This window comes from Saprospiraceae bacterium (assembly GCA_016719615.1).
Taxonomy (GTDB): domain Bacteria; phylum Bacteroidota; class Bacteroidia; order Chitinophagales; family Saprospiraceae; genus Vicinibacter.
On record JADJYQ010000001.1, the window covers coordinates 1,442,905 to 1,462,247 of the forward strand.

Annotated in this window: 23 protein-coding genes; 17 read left to right on the forward strand and 6 right to left on the reverse strand. The window is 35.3% G+C overall.

Features of this window, described 5'->3' with window-relative positions; all coding sequences use genetic code 11:
• Window positions 1-83: 83 nt before the first annotated feature.
• Window positions 84-941 (forward strand): acetyl-CoA carboxylase carboxyltransferase subunit beta, encoded by an 858-nt coding sequence (locus IPM92_05930; GenBank protein ID MBK9107918.1) that lies wholly within the window; start codon window positions 84-86, stop codon window positions 939-941.
• An 11-nt stretch (window positions 942-952) separates the two neighbouring features.
• On the opposite strand, the gene bshC is transcribed toward IPM92_05930, so the two are convergent.
• On the reverse strand, window positions 953-2,572 hold the full coding sequence (gene bshC, locus IPM92_05935; protein ID MBK9107919.1) for a bacillithiol biosynthesis cysteine-adding enzyme BshC: 1,620 nt from the start codon (window positions 2,570-2,572) through the stop codon (window positions 953-955).
• Window positions 2,573-2,650: 78 nt separating this feature from the next.
• Between bshC and IPM92_05940 the strand changes: the two genes are divergently transcribed.
• Together IPM92_05940 and IPM92_05945 are read left to right on the forward strand one after the other, a co-directional pair.
• Window positions 2,651-3,406 (forward strand): ABC transporter permease, encoded by a 756-nt coding sequence (locus IPM92_05940; GenBank protein ID MBK9107920.1) that lies wholly within the window; start codon window positions 2,651-2,653, stop codon window positions 3,404-3,406.
• Entirely contained in the window at window positions 3,387-3,674 is a 288-nt protein-coding gene (locus IPM92_05945) for an ABC transporter permease subunit (GenBank protein MBK9107921.1), read from the forward strand. Before IPM92_05940 ends, IPM92_05945 begins: the two co-directional genes overlap by 20 nt.
• Here the strand turns inward: IPM92_05945 and IPM92_05950 are convergent.
• On the reverse strand, window positions 3,664-4,299 hold the full coding sequence (locus IPM92_05950; protein ID MBK9107922.1) for an outer membrane beta-barrel protein: 636 nt from the start codon (window positions 4,297-4,299) through the stop codon (window positions 3,664-3,666). The genes IPM92_05945 and IPM92_05950 overlap by 11 nt on opposite strands.
• A gap of 107 nt (window positions 4,300-4,406) precedes the next feature.
• Between IPM92_05950 and IPM92_05955 the strand changes: the two genes are divergently transcribed.
• The 11 genes from IPM92_05955 to IPM92_06005 all read left to right on the forward strand — a co-directional run bounded on the left by IPM92_05955 (window position 4,407) and on the right by IPM92_06005 (window position 13,693).
• Entirely contained in the window at window positions 4,407-5,003 is a 597-nt protein-coding gene (locus IPM92_05955; GenBank protein MBK9107923.1) for a YihA family ribosome biogenesis GTP-binding protein, read from the forward strand.
• Between the two features lie 4 nt (window positions 5,004-5,007).
• On the forward strand, window positions 5,008-5,754 hold the full coding sequence (locus tag IPM92_05960; GenBank protein MBK9107924.1) for a hypothetical protein: 747 nt from the start codon (window positions 5,008-5,010) through the stop codon (window positions 5,752-5,754).
• Window positions 5,755-5,867: 113 nt separating this feature from the next.
• Window positions 5,868-6,716 carry a hypothetical protein gene (locus IPM92_05965; protein ID MBK9107925.1) on the forward strand — a complete coding sequence of 283 codons (849 nt, stop codon included), beginning with the start codon at window positions 5,868-5,870 and terminating at the stop codon, window positions 6,714-6,716.
• 24 nt (window positions 6,717-6,740) lie between these two features.
• Window positions 6,741-7,286 carry an exonuclease domain-containing protein gene (locus tag IPM92_05970; protein MBK9107926.1) on the forward strand — a complete coding sequence of 182 codons (546 nt, stop codon included), beginning with the start codon at window positions 6,741-6,743 and terminating at the stop codon, window positions 7,284-7,286.
• Window positions 7,279-8,376, forward strand: coding sequence for a tRNA 2-selenouridine(34) synthase MnmH (gene mnmH, locus IPM92_05975; GenBank protein ID MBK9107927.1), 1,098 nt, complete (start codon window positions 7,279-7,281; stop codon window positions 8,374-8,376). Before IPM92_05970 ends, mnmH begins: the two co-directional genes overlap by 8 nt.
• Window positions 8,354-9,415, forward strand: coding sequence for a selenide, water dikinase SelD (gene selD / locus IPM92_05980; GenBank protein MBK9107928.1), 1,062 nt, complete (start codon window positions 8,354-8,356; stop codon window positions 9,413-9,415). The genes mnmH and selD overlap by 23 nt, the downstream gene beginning before the upstream one ends.
• A 212-nt stretch (window positions 9,416-9,627) precedes the next feature.
• Window positions 9,628-10,143: a hypothetical protein gene (locus tag IPM92_05985; protein ID MBK9107929.1), complete on the forward strand. Its 516-nt coding sequence runs from the start codon at window positions 9,628-9,630 to the stop codon at window positions 10,141-10,143.
• Between the two features lie 739 nt (window positions 10,144-10,882).
• Entirely contained in the window at window positions 10,883-11,296 is a 414-nt protein-coding gene (locus IPM92_05990) for a hypothetical protein (GenBank protein MBK9107930.1), read from the forward strand.
• A gap of 60 nt (window positions 11,297-11,356) precedes the next feature.
• Window positions 11,357-11,647, forward strand: a complete 291-nt coding sequence (locus IPM92_05995; GenBank protein MBK9107931.1) for a transposase — start codon at window positions 11,357-11,359, stop codon at window positions 11,645-11,647.
• Window positions 11,644-12,927 (forward strand): IS3 family transposase, encoded by a 1,284-nt coding sequence (locus IPM92_06000; protein MBK9107932.1) that lies wholly within the window; start codon window positions 11,644-11,646, stop codon window positions 12,925-12,927. Before IPM92_05995 ends, IPM92_06000 begins: the two co-directional genes overlap by 4 nt.
• 274 nt (window positions 12,928-13,201) lie before the next feature.
• Complete coding sequence (locus tag IPM92_06005) at window positions 13,202-13,693, forward strand: CPBP family intramembrane metalloprotease (GenBank protein ID MBK9107933.1); 492 nt, start codon at window positions 13,202-13,204, stop codon at window positions 13,691-13,693.
• 11 nt (window positions 13,694-13,704) lie between these two features.
• Here IPM92_06005 and IPM92_06010 read toward each other — a convergent pair whose 3' ends face one another.
• From IPM92_06010 to IPM92_06020, 3 genes are read right to left on the reverse strand one after another with little or no spacing between them, the layout of a single operon-like run.
• Entirely contained in the window at window positions 13,705-15,069 is a 1,365-nt protein-coding gene (locus IPM92_06010; GenBank protein ID MBK9107934.1) for a hypothetical protein, read from the reverse strand.
• Window positions 15,014-16,216: a hypothetical protein gene (locus IPM92_06015; GenBank protein MBK9107935.1), complete on the reverse strand. Its 1,203-nt coding sequence runs from the start codon at window positions 16,214-16,216 to the stop codon at window positions 15,014-15,016. Before IPM92_06015 ends, IPM92_06010 begins: the two co-directional genes overlap by 56 nt.
• Complete coding sequence (locus IPM92_06020) at window positions 16,213-16,455, reverse strand: hypothetical protein (protein MBK9107936.1); 243 nt, start codon at window positions 16,453-16,455, stop codon at window positions 16,213-16,215. The genes IPM92_06015 and IPM92_06020 overlap by 4 nt, the downstream gene beginning before the upstream one ends.
• A 118-nt stretch (window positions 16,456-16,573) precedes the next feature.
• Here IPM92_06020 and IPM92_06025 point away from each other — a divergent pair, with 118 nt between their 5' ends.
• On the forward strand, window positions 16,574-16,951 hold the full coding sequence (locus IPM92_06025) for a hypothetical protein (protein ID MBK9107937.1): 378 nt from the start codon (window positions 16,574-16,576) through the stop codon (window positions 16,949-16,951).
• A gap of 146 nt (window positions 16,952-17,097) precedes the next feature.
• Here the strand turns inward: IPM92_06025 and IPM92_06030 are convergent, their stop codons facing one another.
• On the reverse strand, window positions 17,098-17,838 hold the full coding sequence (locus IPM92_06030; protein ID MBK9107938.1) for a hypothetical protein: 741 nt from the start codon (window positions 17,836-17,838) through the stop codon (window positions 17,098-17,100).
• Window positions 17,839-17,920: 82 nt separating this feature from the next.
• Here IPM92_06030 and IPM92_06035 point away from each other — a divergent pair, with 82 nt between their 5' ends.
• Both IPM92_06035 and IPM92_06040 read left to right on the forward strand, forming a co-directional pair.
• Window positions 17,921-18,586, forward strand: a complete 666-nt coding sequence (locus IPM92_06035; protein ID MBK9107939.1) for a hypothetical protein — start codon at window positions 17,921-17,923, stop codon at window positions 18,584-18,586.
• Window positions 18,587-18,668: 82 nt separating this feature from the next.
• Window positions 18,669-19,187: a hypothetical protein gene (locus tag IPM92_06040; protein ID MBK9107940.1), complete on the forward strand. Its 519-nt coding sequence runs from the start codon at window positions 18,669-18,671 to the stop codon at window positions 19,185-19,187.
• Window positions 19,188-19,343 lie beyond the last annotated feature (156 nt).

Consider the following 19,343-nt stretch of genomic DNA (forward strand, 5'->3'; position numbering starts at 1 on the left):
AAATTATAGAGCAGGGTCAGCGAATATAGTATAATTTTGCTCCACTCCCATGAGCAATTTTAAGGATCATAAATCAAGAAGTAATGGGTTGGTTTAAGCGACTCAAGGAAGGTATTTCAACAGCGACGAAGGGAAAAAAGGAAACACCCGATGGCATTTGGTTCAAGTGTCCGGAATGTTCTGAAATGACAACTACAAAGTTGTTGAAGGAATCCCTATACAAATGTCCGAAGTGCAATTATCATACCCGGATAAGCTCTGAAAAATATTTTGAAATTATCTATGATGGAGATTATGTAGAACTTTTTGATAATCTCGAATCCAGCGACTTTTTAAACTTTACAGACTTACAGTCCTATTCTAAAAGACTGGAAGAAGCCAAAAAAAATTCTGGATTTGATGACAGCATTTCTGTTGCAGTCGGCAAGGTCAATAAAAGGGAATTGGTTACAGCAGCTATGGATTTTACATTCATTGGGGGTTCTATGGGATCTGTAATGGGCGAAAAAATTAGCAGGGCTATTGATTTTTGTATTGAACATCGAGTTCCATTTATGATTATTTCAAAGTCTGGTGGAGCCAGAATGATGGAATCTGCTTTTTCATTGATGCAGATGGCGAAATCGTCAGCCAAGTTGACATTGCTTGCCAAACATAAAATACCCTATTTCTCCTTTCTTACTGACCCAACAACTGGTGGCGTGACTGCTTCTTTTGCAATGTTGGGAGATATTAATTTTTCGGAGCCAAATGCACTCATTGGTTTTGCCGGACCACGCGTGGTCAAGGAAACCATCAAACGAGACCTACCTGAAGGGTTTCAACGTTCTGAATTTTTACTGGAAAATGGTTTTCTCGATTTTATTATCGACCGAAAAGATCTTAAAAATACCTTGTCAGATCTCATTGAGCTTACTTTTCCCAATGCTGTCGAAGAGTAAGTGTTTTGGAATTAATCTTGAGCTTCCTGCTCTTCTGCGATTAACATTTCGGTGGCATGCATTTCCAGGCGCTCCAGTAATACATCAAAGTATAATTCACCAAATTGGAAATAATAAGCCAGGAAATTAAAATGCCTTTCCTGCGGAATTCCTTCTGGGAATAATTGATCTTTTATTTTATAGATGACTTGTAATTCTGTATCAAATTTAGATTTTTGGTATTTTCTGATTTTTTGCTCGATGTGCTCTTTGGATTTAATCATTTTTTGGATTTCAGCGGCAATACTTGATTGCGTAGAAGCATCGAGTGAAGAGATCAGTTGCTTTATTTTTAAAAGTACATCTTCAATATCTTGAAAAGCTTTTGCAGGTACCGGAGATATATTTTCATGAGTAGCCAGAAGTTGTGCTTCCAATTCATTCTTAGACTTAAAAAAATCTAATTTAAGAATTCCGGATTTTTGGATTTTTTGAGACATGGCTTGGTCTATATACCATAATGAATGTCTTCTTATCAAAGCAGGAAACGATACATGAATGGCTGCAAATGAACTGTATAATTGCATCCAATAATTAATTTCTGCTCCACCACCAATAAATGCAACATTGGGGAAAAGTATTTCCTGGTATATAGGACGGAGCATTACATTCGGACTAAAGTTTTCAGGATGTAATTTAACTTCCAATTGAATTTCATCCAAAGTCCATGTTTTTGTATTATCGACAAGAGAAAAATGATGTGCACTTAATTTTACAATCCGTTTTCTGCCGCTGGAATGGTGATAAAATAAATTTAATTCTCTGGGGTTTACCTGAAGTTGGAAGCCTTGTTGGAGTAGCAGTTCGCTACTTTGTTTGGTGGAACTGTAGATAAATTGTTCAGAAAGTTCCTGTAGTAGAATGGGTATCAATTTTTCTTTTGCTAGCGGATCATCCGGATCAAAATAGATCAATCCGTAGTTGCTGAATAACTTCGTTGTAAAGTGTCTGAAATAGGAAGCATAGTTGCTGGAATTTTGAACAATATGGAGTTCTTCTTCCAGAAATTGTTGTGCAAAAGTATTCGCTTTGAATACCTCCATTAATTCATGTATTACTTGAGTTAAATTATGGGTAGTTAATCTGCCAACGGCTTTCCCAGGAATTTCATTCCATTGAATTTTTTTATTAAAAATATAGAGATGATTAATTTCATCAAAATCGTGATCCTCATTTCCTGAAAAATAGATAGGGATAAATTCGTTATCAGGGTATTCTTTTTTGAGCTGACGGCAATAAGCAATCGTTGACAAAATCTTGTAAATCCAATACAAGGGTCCTCCAAAAATACAAGGTTGATGAGCACAGATGACTGTAAAACAATTTGGCTGAATAAGTTTGCGGATATTATCTAAAGTAAGTTGACAATTGTGCGTATCCTTATATTGCGCCAACAGGAGATCCATAATTTCCTGCCGTCCTTGAAAGCTTTGCCTTTCTTTCAAAGCCCGCGTTATTTGCTGCTGGTAGGAACTCGCGCCGATAATGGGTTCCAGTGCCTCCGGTTGATAAATGTAATGCAGATCAAACTTGCTGAGACCTGATAATTGGTCTGCTTGAATCGTTTGAAAATTGAGTTTTAATTTTTTCATAGATGCTTGGCAAAGGTATTTACTTTTACATTTTAAATGGAAGGAACTGTGCTAAGGTATTTTTTAAATAAAATCGGATTGTTAGTGTTGTCTATTCTGGCTGTGATTATCGCCATTAGTCTGATTGTTTATAAGGCTCCGGTCGATCCTGCCAGTCTTCAATTTGGCCAGCGAACAGATCCGGAAGCATTGAATAAGCTCAGGCAACAATATTTTTTAGATAGGCCTTATTATATACAAGTCCTCAAATATTTGGAGGATATTAGTCCTGTTCAGATCGCGCATTCAAATGATAATCGTCTAAAGGAATATCAGTATGCCACACTTTTTCAATTAAAACATCAGAGGCTTATTTTAAAATGGCCATATTTACGGAAATCTTATGTAAGTGGAGAGTCTGTTTCAAATTTAATTAGAGAAGCATTTCCTTCAACACTTTTGTTAGGAGCTGCAGCACTTGTATTTGCTTTTGTCGTAGGGATGATATTGGGAATTTTGGCAGCGCTTTTTAGAAATACCGGAATCGATCAATCGATCTTAAGTGTTTCAACATTGTTTTATAGTGTGCCGAGTTATATTTCAGCGATTATTTTTGCTTTGATATTTGGATATTACTTAAGGGACTATACTGGATTACCTATTCAAGGGTCTGTATTTGGATTGGATGATTTTGGAAATGAAATTACAGATTGGAGTAAACTCATTTTGCCGTCAATTGCATTAGGAATCAGACCAATAGCTATGATTTGTCAAATGACGAGGGCATCGCTTATAGAAGCATTGAATGAACCCTATATTTTAACTGCCAGGGCTTATGGTATTAAAAAATTCTAAAGTACTTTTTCGACAGGTATTTCCGAATGCATGGAATCCAATTATCACGACATTGAGTGGTTGGCTGGCATCTTTGTTGACCGGCGCTTTTTTTGTAGAATATGTATTTAATTTCAGAGGATTGGGCGATTTAACCATTCAGAGTTTGAGTCAGTTTGATGTACCTGTGGTTTTAGGTTGTTGTGTAGTCACGGTAAGTGTATTCATTGTAACAAATCTGTTTGTTGATATTTTATATTCACTTACAGATCCAAGGATTAAAATTTAAAACTTATCGTCCCCAACAAGCGTGAAGCATTTTTATCAAACTTCAGTTTTTTTCCAAAAAAAGTAACGTGTTCTCCGTACTTACTGAAATTTCCTTCATGTTTGATATCAATTCCAATAAAACCGATGTCAAAACCCAGGCCAGCCTGGTATCCAAATGTAGCAGTTTCAAATTTATCATCATAACCACCAACATCAAAAAGCTCTGATGAATTATGAATAAAAAAATGCGCAACAGGTCCAGCGTATAATCTAATGAGTCCGGCTTTGAATCCTATAATTACAGGTAGATCGATGTATTGATATTTTTCGGATTTGATGGAATCAAGGGTATTGGGAACGGAGAAATCCTTTACTTTAAAGTTAGCTTTATTAGAGTTGAATTGCAATTCAGGTTGAATATAAAAATGATTGAATTTTAATTGGAGACCAATGCCAAAATGATAACCATAAGACGCTTTTTCCAAAGCAAATTGAAAAGAATCTAAGGTAGACTGATTGGTAATTATAAAATCAGATGCTTTTACATCCACACTGTGCAGACCTCCATAAACGAGCAGGTTTAACTGTGATTTAGCATTAAACCCAAAAAAAAGTACAATAAAGCTTAAAAAATATTTATTCACATTCATTTAGTTTCATACAAATATACGTTTTTATTTAATAAGTTATTTTTTGTACATTAGCATTTTAGGATATTCTTAACGAACTTTGTGTTGAAAACGAAACGAGGATGCAAGTCGAATTTATGGGATCATTTCCCAGCTATTCCAAAATACCGGAAGGCACTATGCCTGAAATCAGTTTTTGGGGGCGTTCCAATGTAGGTAAAAGCAGCCTTATTAATATGCTTTGCCATCGCAAGCAATTGGCAAAAGTATCTGGGGTTCCGGGTAAAACACAGGCATTTGTGCAATATTTGATCGATTCAAACTGGCTTTTAATGGATTTGCCGGGTTATGGTTATGCCAAAGTTTCTAAAAAACTCAAAGCACATTGGACCTTTGAAATTCCTAAATATTTAAAAAACAGAAGCAATCTTTGTTTGTTGAATTTGTTAGTAGACGCATCAATACCACCTCAGGAGATTGATCTGGAAACTATGCGATATTTAGCTAAACTTGAAGTGCCTTTTTATATTATATTTACGAAAACAGATAGATGTTCAAAGTCACAACTGAAGAAATTTAAAATGGAAATGGAGAATGAAATGTTAAAAGATTGGGAGACCACGCCACCAATTTTTGAAGTGAGTGCATATACGTCCAGTGGCAAAATTGAACTCCTGGATTCTTTTCAATCGATTTTGAAACAAATTATTGAAAACTGAAAAGATGAAGTCTACTAAAAAGACAGATGCCTATCAGGTTTATGAACATTTAATTGAGGAGATTCAGGATTGGCCAATTACCAAATTTGTTTCCAAGCGAAAAGCATTTTTGCAAAAATTAAATGCAGATGTTTTTGAACAGTTTAAATTGCTTGGCAAAGATGAGGTCGATCAGGCCATTGCTAAAACGATGCATCAGGAAAAGCAACGCGTTAAAACGAATCCCTGGAAAGCGGATCCTCCCAATGAAATGCAGTACTATAGACGGATCCAAAATGAATATAATGCCAATCAATTATTATCGGATAAGCATAAGGGTAATTTAGAAACACTTGGCCGTTTAATTAATCGTTTTAGCCAGGAAATCATGGGGCATTTTAACCCGAAGACTTTTTTGTTTGTTAGAACCTGGAGTGATCGCTTATTTCATACATTGCTATTTCCATTTAAGTGGACTGATATTTTTCGGTTAAAAAAATTGAAAAACGAAAACCGAACTGCAATTCTCATCAATGGATACGTTTCAGAAATTAGAGATTTATTTAAAGATCACACCATCGTGCTCGTTCCAACCCATTCAAGTAATCTCGATTCAATATGTATTGGTTATTCCATTGACCTTTCCGTTGGATTGCCTGCATTTTCTTATGGTGCAGGTCTCAATTTATTTGATAGTGAATTTTTCGCATTTTTTATGAACCGGCTGGGAGCTTATAAAGTTGATCGAAGGAAAAAAATCCAATATATCTAAATACACTAACCGCTTATTCAAAATTATCAGTATATGAAGGTGTCAATACTATATTTTTTCCGGGAGGCACGCGGAGCAGATCAGGAGAACTTGAATCAAAATTGAAGTTAGGATTGCTGGGATCTTTAATTCAGGCGCAGCGTTTATTGGTTGAAAAGAATTCTACCCGAAAAATCGTTATAGTTCCGGTTGTGTTGACGTATGAATCCGTTTTGGAGGCAAGATCATTAATCATACAACATTTAACTACCACTGGTCAGGAACGTTTTACTGCGAGAGCCAAAAAAGCAGGATTTGGATCCTATTATAAATTTTTATTCAGAGTATTAAAAAACAAAAGCCATATTCATTTAACTTTTGGCAGACCTATGGATGTTTTTGGAAATCATCTTGACGAAAACGCGAATAGCTTGGATCATAAATCGCATATAGTCCAACTGAAAGATTATTTTAGTACAAATGGTCAATTTTTAAAAGATGACCAGAGAGAAATGATTTACACCCGTGAACTTGGAGAACGCATTGCTGATGCTTATCGAATGTATAATTACGTTTTGCCGACACACCTGGTAGCTTACGCCGGCTTTGTGCTTTTGTCTAAGATGAATCCACAGCACGATGTCTACAGTTTGGTTCAATTGCCGGAAGAAGAATACTTTCTGCCGTCAAAATCTATTGAAAATCTCTGCGCTCAATTGCAAATGATACTTTTTCAAAAGAGCGAGGCTGGTCTTATAATACATCCAAAAGAACTGGAAGGAACTATTGAAGATGTTATCGAAATAGGCTTACAAAATCTCGGTGTTTATCACTTGAAGAGAATACTCACAAAAGATACTTATGGCAGATATTTTAGTGAAGATTTTTTAGGATTGCTTTATTATGCAAATCGTTTGCAGAATCTCGATCTTCAAAATGAAATCGACTGGACTTCTATTCATTGGGAAGCAGACCGGTTTTAATTATTTGCTTTTAAGTCTTTGCGCATGTATTCTATTATTCTCGATTTAGAGGCTACTTGTTGGAACGAAACAATTCAAAATCGGGAACAGGAAATTATTGAAATCGGAGCTTGTCGTGTAGATCCTTATGGTAAAATTGAAAATACATTTTCAAGGCTGATAAGACCTCAGAAATATCCACTTTTATCTTCTTACTGTAAGCAACTAACAGGTATCGAACAAAATGATTTGGACCGTGCAAAGAAATTTGAAATCGTTTTTGATGAATTTTTAAACTGGTGTGAATATGACGAAGGCAATTCCTTACGTATATTTACCTGGGGTAAAACAGATCTGCAACTCCTTACGAATGCTTGTGAAATAGCTAATTTGGAAATGGATTGGTTGGAAGAATTTATAGATATGAAAGCCGTTTTTGCAAGAATTAAGGGATTGCCTAAAAGGGTAGGCTTGGACAAGGCCTTGTTGATAGAAAATTTTGAGTTTGAAGGAAATCGGCATCGAGCGTTGCCAGATGCATTAAATCTCGCAAAAATATTTGTGAGATATTTCGAGGAATTTAATGAGTAAACAAACCATACATATTGACGCTTTTAAAAACATACCTGATAGTCAGAGAATATCTATTCATAGTAATCTCTATAAGGACGATTGGGTTTTAGTGGATGTTCGTTCACCTGCTGAATATTTGAAAGGCCATATACCAACTGCTATAAATATCCCTTTATTTACCAATGAAGAGCGCGCGGAGATTGGGATCCTTTACAAGGAAAAAGGAAAACAGCAGGCTGTATTGAAAGGATTGGAATTAGCCGGAAGCAAACTTCATCAATTTGCCAAGGAGGCTTTTAGATTGAGTAAAGGAAGACCACTTTTTTGTTATTGTTGGCGCGGCGGGATGCGCAGTGCTAGTATGGCCTGGTTGTTTAATATGGCCGGGATTCAAACGCATATTCTGGAAGGAGGATATAAAGCTTACAGGAATTTTGTTTTGAATGGCTTTCAAAAAATGAAACTACAGATTCTCATTTTAGGTGGTAAGACCGGTATCGGAAAAACTAAATTATTAATGCAATTGAAACAAATAGGCGAACCTGTGTTGGACCTTGAGGGAATTGCACACCACAAAGGATCTGCATTCGGCTGGATAGGGGAGGAAGTGCAAAATACGAATGAGCAATTTGAAAATAATCTGCACAAGGAATTAGCGAGTATTGAATCACAATACAACTATGTTTGGTTAGAAAATGAAAGCAGATCTATTGGCAGTAATTTTATTCCTGAAGCATTATGGAACCAAATGAAATCATCTGTACTCATAGATGTGCAAAGATCTTTGGAGCGACGGGTTGAAATTTTGGTTGAAAGTTATGCAACGACGAATGCACAGGATTTGATTTTATCTTTTCAAAAAATCGAAAAACGCTTGGGGCATGAAGCTACTGCAAAAGCCATTCAAGCAATAGAAGTTAACAATTTAAGAGAAGCAGCTGCCATTGCATTATTTTATTACGATAAATGTTATACCTATAACTTAGAACAAAATCAAAGCCCTGAAATTATTCATTGTACATTCGGAGATAATTCTGAAGATGAAATTATAGATGAATTACTTCGATATAAAAATATCATTTTAAATGGAAAAGAGATTACCCATTAAACTTACACAATACAGCCATGGAGCAGGTTGTGGATGTAAAATTGCGCCTGGAGTTTTGGAACATATTCTCAAAACAAACCAAATAGAAGTACACCCAAACTTATTGGTTGGATATGAAAATAAGGATGATGCAGCCGTCTATGATATGGGAAATGGTACAGCGATTATCTCTACCACTGATTTTTTTATGCCTATTGTCGATGATGCTTTTCAGTTTGGAAGAATTGCAGCAGTCAATGCTATCAGCGATGTATATGCGATGGGCGGTAAACCATTATTGGCGCTTGGTATTTTAGGCTGGCCAATTGATAAAATTGATGCTTATTGGGCAAGTGTAGTCTTAGATGGAGCAAAAGCTGTTTGTAAAGAAGCCGGAATTCCATTAGCTGGAGGACATTCGATTGATTGTCCAGAACCAATTTTTGGTTTGGCAGTAACGGGAATCGTTCCAATTGAAAATATAAAAACGAATGGCGGGGCACGGCCAGGTGATCATTTATTTTTGACGAAAGCCATAGGCGTGGGAATATTAACTACAGCGGAGAAGAAAGGAGTTTTACAGGAGAAGGACAAAGAAACTGCGCAGGCCAGTATGCTTCGACTCAACGCTGTGGGTGAAAAGCTCGCAGCACTTCCAGGAGTGCATGCCATGACAGATGTTACGGGTTTTGGACTCGGCGGACATTTATTAGAAATGTGTGAAGCCTCGAAATGCATGGCCATAATACATTATGTTAACTTACCATTATTAGACAGTCAATTACATGAGTATATAAATCAGGGGGCGATACCTGGTGGAACACACCGCAACTGGAAGAGTTATGGAGAGAAAATTCGACTGGCCGATGAAGCTTGGAAATATATCATTGCAGACCCACAGACTAGTGGTGGTTTACTGATTTCCGTCGCCGCAGGCGATATTGAACTGGTAAAAGAGATTTTACAAGCAGAAAATCTATATGCTGAGCTGATCGGGAAGATGGAAGCCATACCTGAGCAGGCCTTAAACACAGGGTTTAAATGGATAGATGTAGTATGATCTAAGCATATTAACATAATATAAATTATGGGAAATTTATTTCTAATTTTGATAATCAAGTATTTGTATGTAAATTTATAATACAATTTTGATATGCTTGCCTAAATTATTGTTTTAAACTATGAAGCAATTCCTGATATCAATACTCTTATGTTCTTTTTAAATTTGATCTTGCTGGTCAATTTTCTATTTGGATCAGTGGAGGATTGAATTTGAGTAATCTAGATTCCAGGCAGTTTAGACATCGATTTGATGGATATCATTTTGTGATTCACCCACATATTGGAATACCAATTGAATACAGAGTAAACAGTTTAATATTCAAATCTGGCATTGCTCTGTCTCAACGGGGTGCAAAATTTCAACCCGGTACTTTTATTTTTCGGGATAAATTTTTTAAAGTTACTTATACTTATTTGGAGCTCCCTTTACTGGTTTCATATTTTATTAAAAAACCAGGTATAGGAATTCAAAGTGGAATTGTCCTTCAGAAACGTATTGAGACTAATTCAGTTGAATATGGCGAAAGAAATTATATTTATGGAGCTGACCTTCGATCAGGCATTTATTGGATGCCGTTTGAAAAGGTCCAGCTGGAGTTGAACTATACTATGGGTAATTTTGATAAAGTAGTTTACAATATTGAAGACAATTACATTCATCATGTGTTTCATTTTGGACTTCGTTATCGCTTATTCAAGATTAGTAATTTAACATTAATTCAGTGAAAATGTATTGGAAGCAATATAATTTGCAAAATAATCGGTCAATAATTATTTTTTTCCGGTGTTCATAATAATCAAAAATTTCAACAACTCCCCTAGCGCCAGAATTAAAAAATAGCCATCTGTAATACTCCCCTAAAATAATTTATCACCATTCAGATATTCTTGATGAAGCCGCAGCAAGCTTTTAAGCATAGCCTGGAGTTCTCGGTAGGTGTTCACCATAGATCGTCGCTCAGCGAGCGTTAATCCGGCAAATTCGTCTGATCCGACAGCTGCATAAAAAGTTCGCGCAGATCTTTCTAGTCAGTGTAAGATCCTGGGTTGAGGCAAAGTCGTGGAAGTAATTTCCGACAGGGTTAGTTTTGTTCATAGGAGTTGTTTTGGTGTAAAGAGTTCAAAAGCATAACGTAAACAAGACCCGGTTATACACTTATACCCTACCCGGAAATATCCCCTTTTTTTGGGGGTGTTTTTCCTGTTTAACTATAATGCTATTGACAGAGGCTATTGATATGTTTAGATTTGAGCTACCATGAAAAATATCACTTTGAAATTTGGATTTAAAGTTACATTTTAATTTAACTTTTAAGGAATGCACCTTTTGCAAATTTAAAAAGAAGTAATTTAAGTAAAATGTAATTTTATATAAGTGAGTTGACTTAAAACGTCTCACTTAAAATATTACGTTTTACGAATTGCCTAATGCGATAATTTAGGCGTAACATCAATTTTAATTTTTATGAAAAATTTAATGTATTTCGTTTTGTTAGTTGCATTTGTAGCCTGTAACAAGGATGATCATGTTAGGAGCGATTCAAAGAATCCTAAATTAAGTACGAGAAGTTATGAGGACATTGGAGATGTTCATAATGATATTCTTGAATTTGGCTATTCAGAATTTGATACCACTGGTTTTGCAAGCGAAAATGAGTTTTTAGATTCTGTACGCGAAGAAGTTGTTTTGGATAACATGCCTCAATCGTATATATCAAGTAATACGAGCTCACTATGGCAGTTTTACAAATATTATACGCTTCATGATACGTTTAGGCACTATTATTTATCAGACACCTTAGCAAATAATCGAGCCTATCTTTTAAGCAATGGTATAATAAATTCTATTGAAAATGCAATGATTGGAAGACTTGTGTAATACTCCCCTAAATTGAGACCAGAGGTTTAGTTAAAAAAAACACTTAAATTTACTAGACCTATGAAAAAAACAAGACGCAATTTACCGGGGCCTTTTAAGGCCAGTGTGGCTTTAGAAGCCATTAAAAACAAAAAGACTATGGCTGATCTTAGTCTTCAGTTTGATGTTAATCACGTTATGATTTCCAAGTGGAAAACTGAATTTTTAGAGAACATGGGATCTATTTTCGACAACTCAAAATCAGCTCAGGATGATACTGATTCAGCTGAAATGGAGAAATTGTATGCACAAATCGGCCAATTGAAAGTAGAGAATGATTTTAAAAAAAGTTGCAAGAAACTGGGGATATGAAACAACGAATAGAGATGGTGCATACGAAACCACAAAAGCTGAGTATTCGCAAACAGTGTGATCTATTGAACGTACCAAGGAGCACACTTTATTACCAGCCTGTTCAGGAAAAGCCTGAAAATGTTAAAATGATGAATATCATGGATAAGCATTTGTTACAGCACCCGACAGAAGGGGTTAAATCAATGGTGAATCTTTTAAAGGAAAAAGGATATCCGGTAGGTCCTAAACGAATAAGGAGGTTGTTTAAGGTTATGGGATGGCAAACAATATATCGTCGCAAAAACCTAACAAAACAGGGCCTAAAGCAATTTATTAAACCGTATTTACTCAGAAATCTGGAAATCACACATGCCAATCAGGTTTGGTGTACCGATATTACGTACATCCCGATGGCTAAAGGATTTATGTACATGATTGCCTTCATTGATGTTTATAGTCGCAAAATCATGGGCTGGAGTATAAGTAATAGTATGAGTAAACAATGGTGTGTTGCTGCTTTAAAAGAAGCCATTGCTGTCAATGGTAAACCCAATATTATAAACTCGGATCAAGGTTCTCAATTTACAAGTGCGATGTGGACTCATTATTTGGAATCTGAAAAGATATTGATCTCAATGGATGGCAAAGGAAGAGCTACAGATAATACCTGGATTGAAAGATTCTGGAAAACTTTAAAGTACGATTATATTTATTCAATCCATGCGATAATGGTTTTGAACTTTTTGAAGGAGTTCAAAACCATATCGCCTATTACCACCGGAAAATGCACCAAACTACCGGACAAACTCCCAATAAACGATACGATGATTCCATTAAAAATCATGCAGCTTAATATGAATTTTATTAACTTAACGAACTCAACTTTTGGTCCAATAAATGGGGAGTATTACATTGTTTATTGTGTTAGTTTGCGATTTAATAATACTATTAACAATTCAGCATTAGTAGATTCAATAGAAGTGATTCGTACAGCATGGCTTAATATTTGCGACACAATGGAAACTGAGACTCCCTTGCTTGAATTTGTTACTTTAATTGGCGAAAACTCTTCCGTGTTTTGGGCAGATAAGAGTTTCCTTAACGATGTGGGGGAACCAACTCAAGATTGGGCACATGATGCGGCAGGAGCATTACTGGGTGCAACGTGGTCGGCTGTAAAGCAATATCGGCAAAGCGGTTCTATTGATGTAGGAGAATTGGCCGAAGAAACTTTAGTTGGAGCAGTGTGTGGTTCTTTAGGTCCTGTTTTGAGGAGAGGCTGGCTTAGATGGAGGTAAGGTTAATTACTAAACATTAGTAAAAATCAAAGGAGCTTAACTTTTATAAAGCTAGGCTCTTTTGACTTTTAATTTATTAATAAAATTTAGTTGTTCGTGATTCATTATTTGGTTATAGGTATAATTATAGGGTATTATATATATCTTGCTTTTGGAAGAGCGGAAATTCATAAATCTTATTATTATGTTTTAACTAAAAGTGTTTTAATTGAGTTTTTCATATTTTTGTTTGTTTTTGTGTTTTCAATTAATGAGTATATTAATTCAACAATGTATGGAGATGGATTTTCAATCCCTTCCAAGATTTGTAGATTACTTATATTTTTTTATATTGTTTCCGACAATAATTGCAACATTTGACTTAGTAATAAAGAAAAGTAATGCAATAATTGAAAGTTTAGCCATACCAAATTTTATTATTCCAAAAACCAATAAGGAATTTATATTGTTTGTTTTTTTTATTTTAGTAGGAATTATTTTTGAAGAAATTGTAATGAGATATTATTTGTTTCATTATTTAAATAAGCTCTTTTACATTAATGGAGATACTTTGATTTTATTTGCTACTCTTATTGTTGGATTGGGGCATCTTTATTATAATACCAAAGGTCTCATACTCGCTATAATTGGCCATCTTGTTTTAAGTAAAATATATTTAATTACAGATTCAATCCCAACTACCATTTTTTTGCATTTTATCATGAATTTGAGTATTGTACTCGGGGTAATAAAAATGAACTATTTAACTAAGAGTAAAACAACTTGATCTGTTTATAATTAATTTTTTATTTGATCTTTGATATCATGTGTACATACTTTCAACGCAAATGCAAATGATGAGCTTTCAGACATTAAAATTTCCAAACTATTTTCAGTCCTTGGTTTAAATTCTTCAATCTGAAAAAGCAGTCCTTTATTGAGATGATTAAATTTCGACCAAAATAAACTTTTTTCATAGAGCTTCAATTCGATTTCCTCCATTTCCAAAATTTCTTCTGTTGAAAAAAGCTCAAGGATTTGCGCAACTGAAAAAATTGAAGTAGCGGTTATTGTATAGAAAGTAGATTTTTTAATTTCAGATCTTACTTCCGGATCCCCTACTGAATTTGTCGTCAGGTAATATTTTTCATATTCTTTTGAGATTCCCTGATTGACTAATTCCAGACGCGAAGTTAATGCCCAACGAATCTGTGTTAACTGTATTTTATTATCGTCAATCAGATCGCGAATATCTTTGGTCGACAAATGAATGACTGGCTTTTTGACAATGGACATATGCTCTCGCAGCGCTTCTTCAATCGCAATTTCAATGCTTGACCTGGATTCATTGATGATGGCTTGTAGTGCTTCCGTTTTAATGATTTCTGGATGAAACCATCCCCTATGCCGGTATTCAGTGACTAGTTTTCTGTTTTGCATAAAATTTAAAAACGCCGGAATTTCTTTACGTAAATTTTCAAACCAATGCTTGTTTAACTTTTCCTGAGGGATAGGTAGTATTTTACGCACCCAAAACCGGACTTCATCACCAGGAATATATGCAAAGCTGGTTTCATCATTTGTAGAAATTCCAACTTTTAAAAAGTTGTCTATAATGTCAGCATCAACACCTTTGTGCTCAATTTTACCTTTATCAGACGTTACCAAGCTTTTCAGCTTTTCGATGGTTTCCTTTTTGTCTAAAAAAGCTTCATCGATGTAAACGAGCAATGAAGATGCAAACAAGGACGTAAACTGCCCGTTTAGCATTTGGCTATTTATAGGTTTTACATTCTGCTGAAAAATCGCCCCAATCCATTCCCAAAATTTGGTTTTACCAGTACCGCGTTGCTTACTGACTAGACATAGTATTGGTAAAAACTGAGTAGGCTCGAGGTAAAGCAATTGGATGTAATCCAAACCTAGATCGTATTCATTGTATTTTTTACCATCAAAGTGAATTTCTCCGGTACCGAATATGTGCTTTACAAAATCAATTGATAAAGGACAATCACCGGCTTGTGGGTTATGACTTAATTCAAAATACTTGTTGTAGTATTTCATATCGTGACCGTGCTGATCTGTTGCCGGAAATTCTCTTCTATAATTAATGTGATCGGGCCGGTTTATAAATCCATTGTAATAAGGAATATCGTAGAGCAATTTTTTTCATGAATAAAGCAAGGTTGGCCTCATCCAAAAAATTGGTGGATTTATTTTTGAACATAGCCTTTATACCGGCTGGTTTTATAGGCTTTAGCGTGTTTTCAATTTCGCCATATTTTGTTGGTACCGGTCCTTTGATAAAGTAAGTTGAGTCAACCATGATGAATTGATTCGATTCTCCGCATTTGACATAAACCACTTTTTGAGAGATTTCATCATAACGGTATGAGCCTTTTAAAAATCCGAATTCGCGCAGCCCAATGACATTTTCAAATTTGTTGTAAAACGATTTTACATTGTCCTCCAGACCAAAGTATTCTTTGATCTTGGTTATGGACTTATTGGAAATGTCCAATTTTGAGAAGTACTCAGATTTAGAATCGTCTTTGAGTAATTCATCTATGATTAATGCAGCTTTATCACTCTGATCCAAAAGTAAATCATCAATACCTTTACTTAAGCTGTTAGAGTTAATATGTGCATAAATCTGCCGGCAATTAAAGTCTCTGGTTCTTTCTTTAAACTGGATGACGCTATTACAAAAATCATTGAGTCGCTTACCTAAGTCTTTTCCTTCTGACCACTCCATTTTAAAAGTATCAGCATCAGTAAGCCAAATAAGGCATTCAACCTTACACTCTTTAATGATTTCAGCAATGGAATAAAAAATTCCGCTTAAAGATGCAGTATTCCAAACCTGAATTCCAGGTATTCCAACAATATCCATTTCAAAATTGGATCCTACAAAAGCTTTGATTTGGCCCTCGGTGATGATCAGTGTTTTGATCTTTTGTTGTAGTTTATATTTGGATAAAACGGATAAAGGGATATATGGGAAACTTCCCTGGCCGGAAACACATGGAGTGATTTTTCTTTCTTTGCCATCTACTATTTTAGGCTCACTGTACCGGATGTAATGGAATATCCTGTTATCTAGTTTTGACTTGCTGTCCTTGAAGTCGATGGTGTAAAACTCTCTATTAAGATCATATACGCCAATACAGAGGTTTCCTTTTTCATCCGACCAAAAGACCGGCTTTTTTATTTTAGGGGCATGAGGCTCATCTGGATGAGATGAGAAGAATGCCCAGTGCTGATCGGGATCGAACCCAATCGAGCGCAAACGCGACTCTGCATAGTTCATATGAGCTTGTCTATGACGGGTTGAACTGGGATTCCAATAATTTTACAAAGTATTACGACATCACTTACCAATGGCTCCTTATTGCTGTATAGCATGAGTGTGTATTTTACCAGGCTCCAACCATTTTCTTTTATGATTGCCTTTTGATAAGGACTGAGCAATTTGCCGGCTGTCAGCCAGGCTTCTTTTTCCGAACCGGAAACAAGAGATTTGACAATGTCGTGTAAGTTTTGGCTCATGAGTAGCAGATTTAGGTACAAATATAACATTTGTGTAATAAAACAATAACAAATAAGTGATTGAAATTAACTAATAATGCAATATTTCATTATATTTTTGTAAATAAATTCAATAATAATGCGAAATTATCCACAAGCTGAGTACGAAAATCTACATATAGGTCAGTTTATTAAGGACCTTATTTCTAATAATGGCATTGAATACACTTGGGTGGCAAAGCAGCTTGGGATATCGGCTACAGGCTTATATCATCGCTTCAATAGCCCCATCTATTCTGACATATACGAGATCGTCAAACTGTCCATGCTCATCAACATTGATATCATGGCATTGATATACAAAGAGTTAAATACACGGTTTCCTGAGTTTTTTAAGATGAAAATATCAGAACAAGCTTCATATTTGCCTGGAAATCAAAATAATATGACTCAAAAACTCATTGAAGAGAATAAAAAACTGTATGATTTAATTACAGTTTTAAAGCAAAGTAAGTGAGTGTAGGTTAACAAAATAGAAAGTATCTTAAATAGGAGTACCTCTCATCGTAACAAAAGGAAATCAGAATCACGTAAAATGTGATAAATCCCATACTATAAATTATGGGAAAAAAGCCTCTTCAATTTGGAAGACGCAGCTGTAAATTACTTGACCAATTTAAAATGGCTTTGATCTTCGGTTTCTACCTTGATTGGCAGATTTCTGCCATTGATAATTAGGTTTGTATAATTTACCTTCCTTATATAAATCAAAATGATTTCTGCGGGCGGAAAATCCTTTAACAGATATGAGCTTAATTCAAATTCTCCGGTATCTGGTAGAATAAATTTTTTAAAAACATCTTTACCTGCTGCATTGTCTAGAAATATGTTGTTTAAAGTGGCGTAGTAAGAAATCTCAAGCAACACAGCATTGACTTGAGCTGAAGATCTGTCAGCGTCCCATTCAAGTTTTATGCCTTTAGATTTTGATATAACTGCTAAATTCGATTTTAAGGTACCCTGGATTTCGAAAAATTTAGGAATATATAAATTAGTATTCCAAGGGACTCCATTGTAGAGGCCTGAAATGTTTGCGCGCTGGTCAGAATGATTTTGCAAAGTAGAATTCAGATTAAAACAATTGGAATTATAGGATTTGAAAATTATGATCGTATCATTGTTGTGATAAGTATATTTAATTTCTGAAATAGAATCAACCTGAGCAAAGAAATGAAAGTGATTTCCAAGAGTAAATTTTATTTCAATGTGTCCGGCGCGATTAGAATCATTAAAATATCCATCATATTTATGATACATTGAAACGAGTTGGTGATCACCTTGTAATGGGAAATTTGTATAACGTTGGCAGGATATGAAAGTTAATACAAAAAAGATTCGTAACATTTCTATATTGGAATAAATATCAATTTAAATTGAATTAATTTTAAACCGAAATTAGTAGATTTTACTTAATTAATAATTTAAAATGGATCAATCAAGTTTTAATCTTCGCTTTACCGCTACCCTTTTCATCATGGCTGCCCTCTTGATCACAGGTGGGTATCTTATGCAGCCTGGTGCAATACAAGAGGACATAAATCTCAATTCTCTTGCCATAGCTCACGAAAATCAAACACTTTTTATATGGTCTTTCAGAGTTCTGGTATTCGGCAATTTTATGGCCATCATGGCTTTAGTTTCGCTGGGAAGTTTGATGCGAATGTCATCCATACATCCCATCATCCAAGCTGGTATTTTCGTTTGTTGTCTGGCGCTGCTGGTGGGCTCTATTTCGGAAGCTTATTTTATGGATATGGGCGCATGGGGAGGCTGGAAGGTGACGACCTTGGCACAGGCACTTCAGGAATCTTTTGTCAATTCAATGGAGGTGACCTACCAATGGGTTTCCTGTTTCCGCAGAATGAGTTATATGTTTTTCTGCCTGGGATTGATACCCATCGGATTGGCGATCACCCGGGATGCATCCTTCCCTAAAGCTTTGGGTTATTTCGCTATGGCTTTTGGTGCCATCGGAATTGCAGTGATGCTTATTGATGATTCCGAGACATCCTTTTATCCGATTGTTCGTTATGTCTATTGTTTGTTTTTTGTTGTTTTGGCTGGGATTTTATGGCGTAAAGATTCATTTTGATTGAAGATTTCTAAATTGATATCGTCGTGTAAATTTTCAAATATCTATTTATATTTGATAAGCGTTTTAAAATTGCCTTTCCATGAAAGTACTTTATAAATCTAATTTTCAACTGCGATTTTTTGTGCAGATCCTCCTCGGTGTATTGTTTGGAGTATGCATCAATGCTTATTTTTTTGACGATTGGGCTCTACTTCCAAGATCATTCTTCAGTTTGGCAATTGTCTCTTTTCCATTTTTGCTTTATGGTTGGCTCAGACCTAGACAAATAGCCGATGAAATCTTGCTTGAGGCAGATGATAAACTCGATTTTTTCAACAACCATGTAGCTATGGCAGAAGTGGTTAGCTTAGGATACCACTATGGTTTTGAAAGACTGGATGATTATGATAGCATCAGAAAATCAGGATGTATGAAATTGATGCGGAAGACAGATTGGCTGGAAGATTTAGCAGCGGCAGAATTAAAAATTTATAAAACACCAGGCGGCCAAATCAAAGCAGAGATGTGTTTGAAAAACAGACCCTTTCATTCTTTTGGTCCAGGCATTTTTCCAAACCTGTTCAAGTTCAGTCAGGATCTGAAGCTCCAATTATCTTAAATAAATTTAACAAAGGGCAAAAAAACAAACCTGGATCAATAACCCAGGTTTGTCAAAGGATGGTTAGTAAGATGCTTTTTATACCGAATTGGACGAAATTCAGAATGTAATGATCTTAATTTATGAATCAATTTAATCGTCGGTTTATTGAATGCC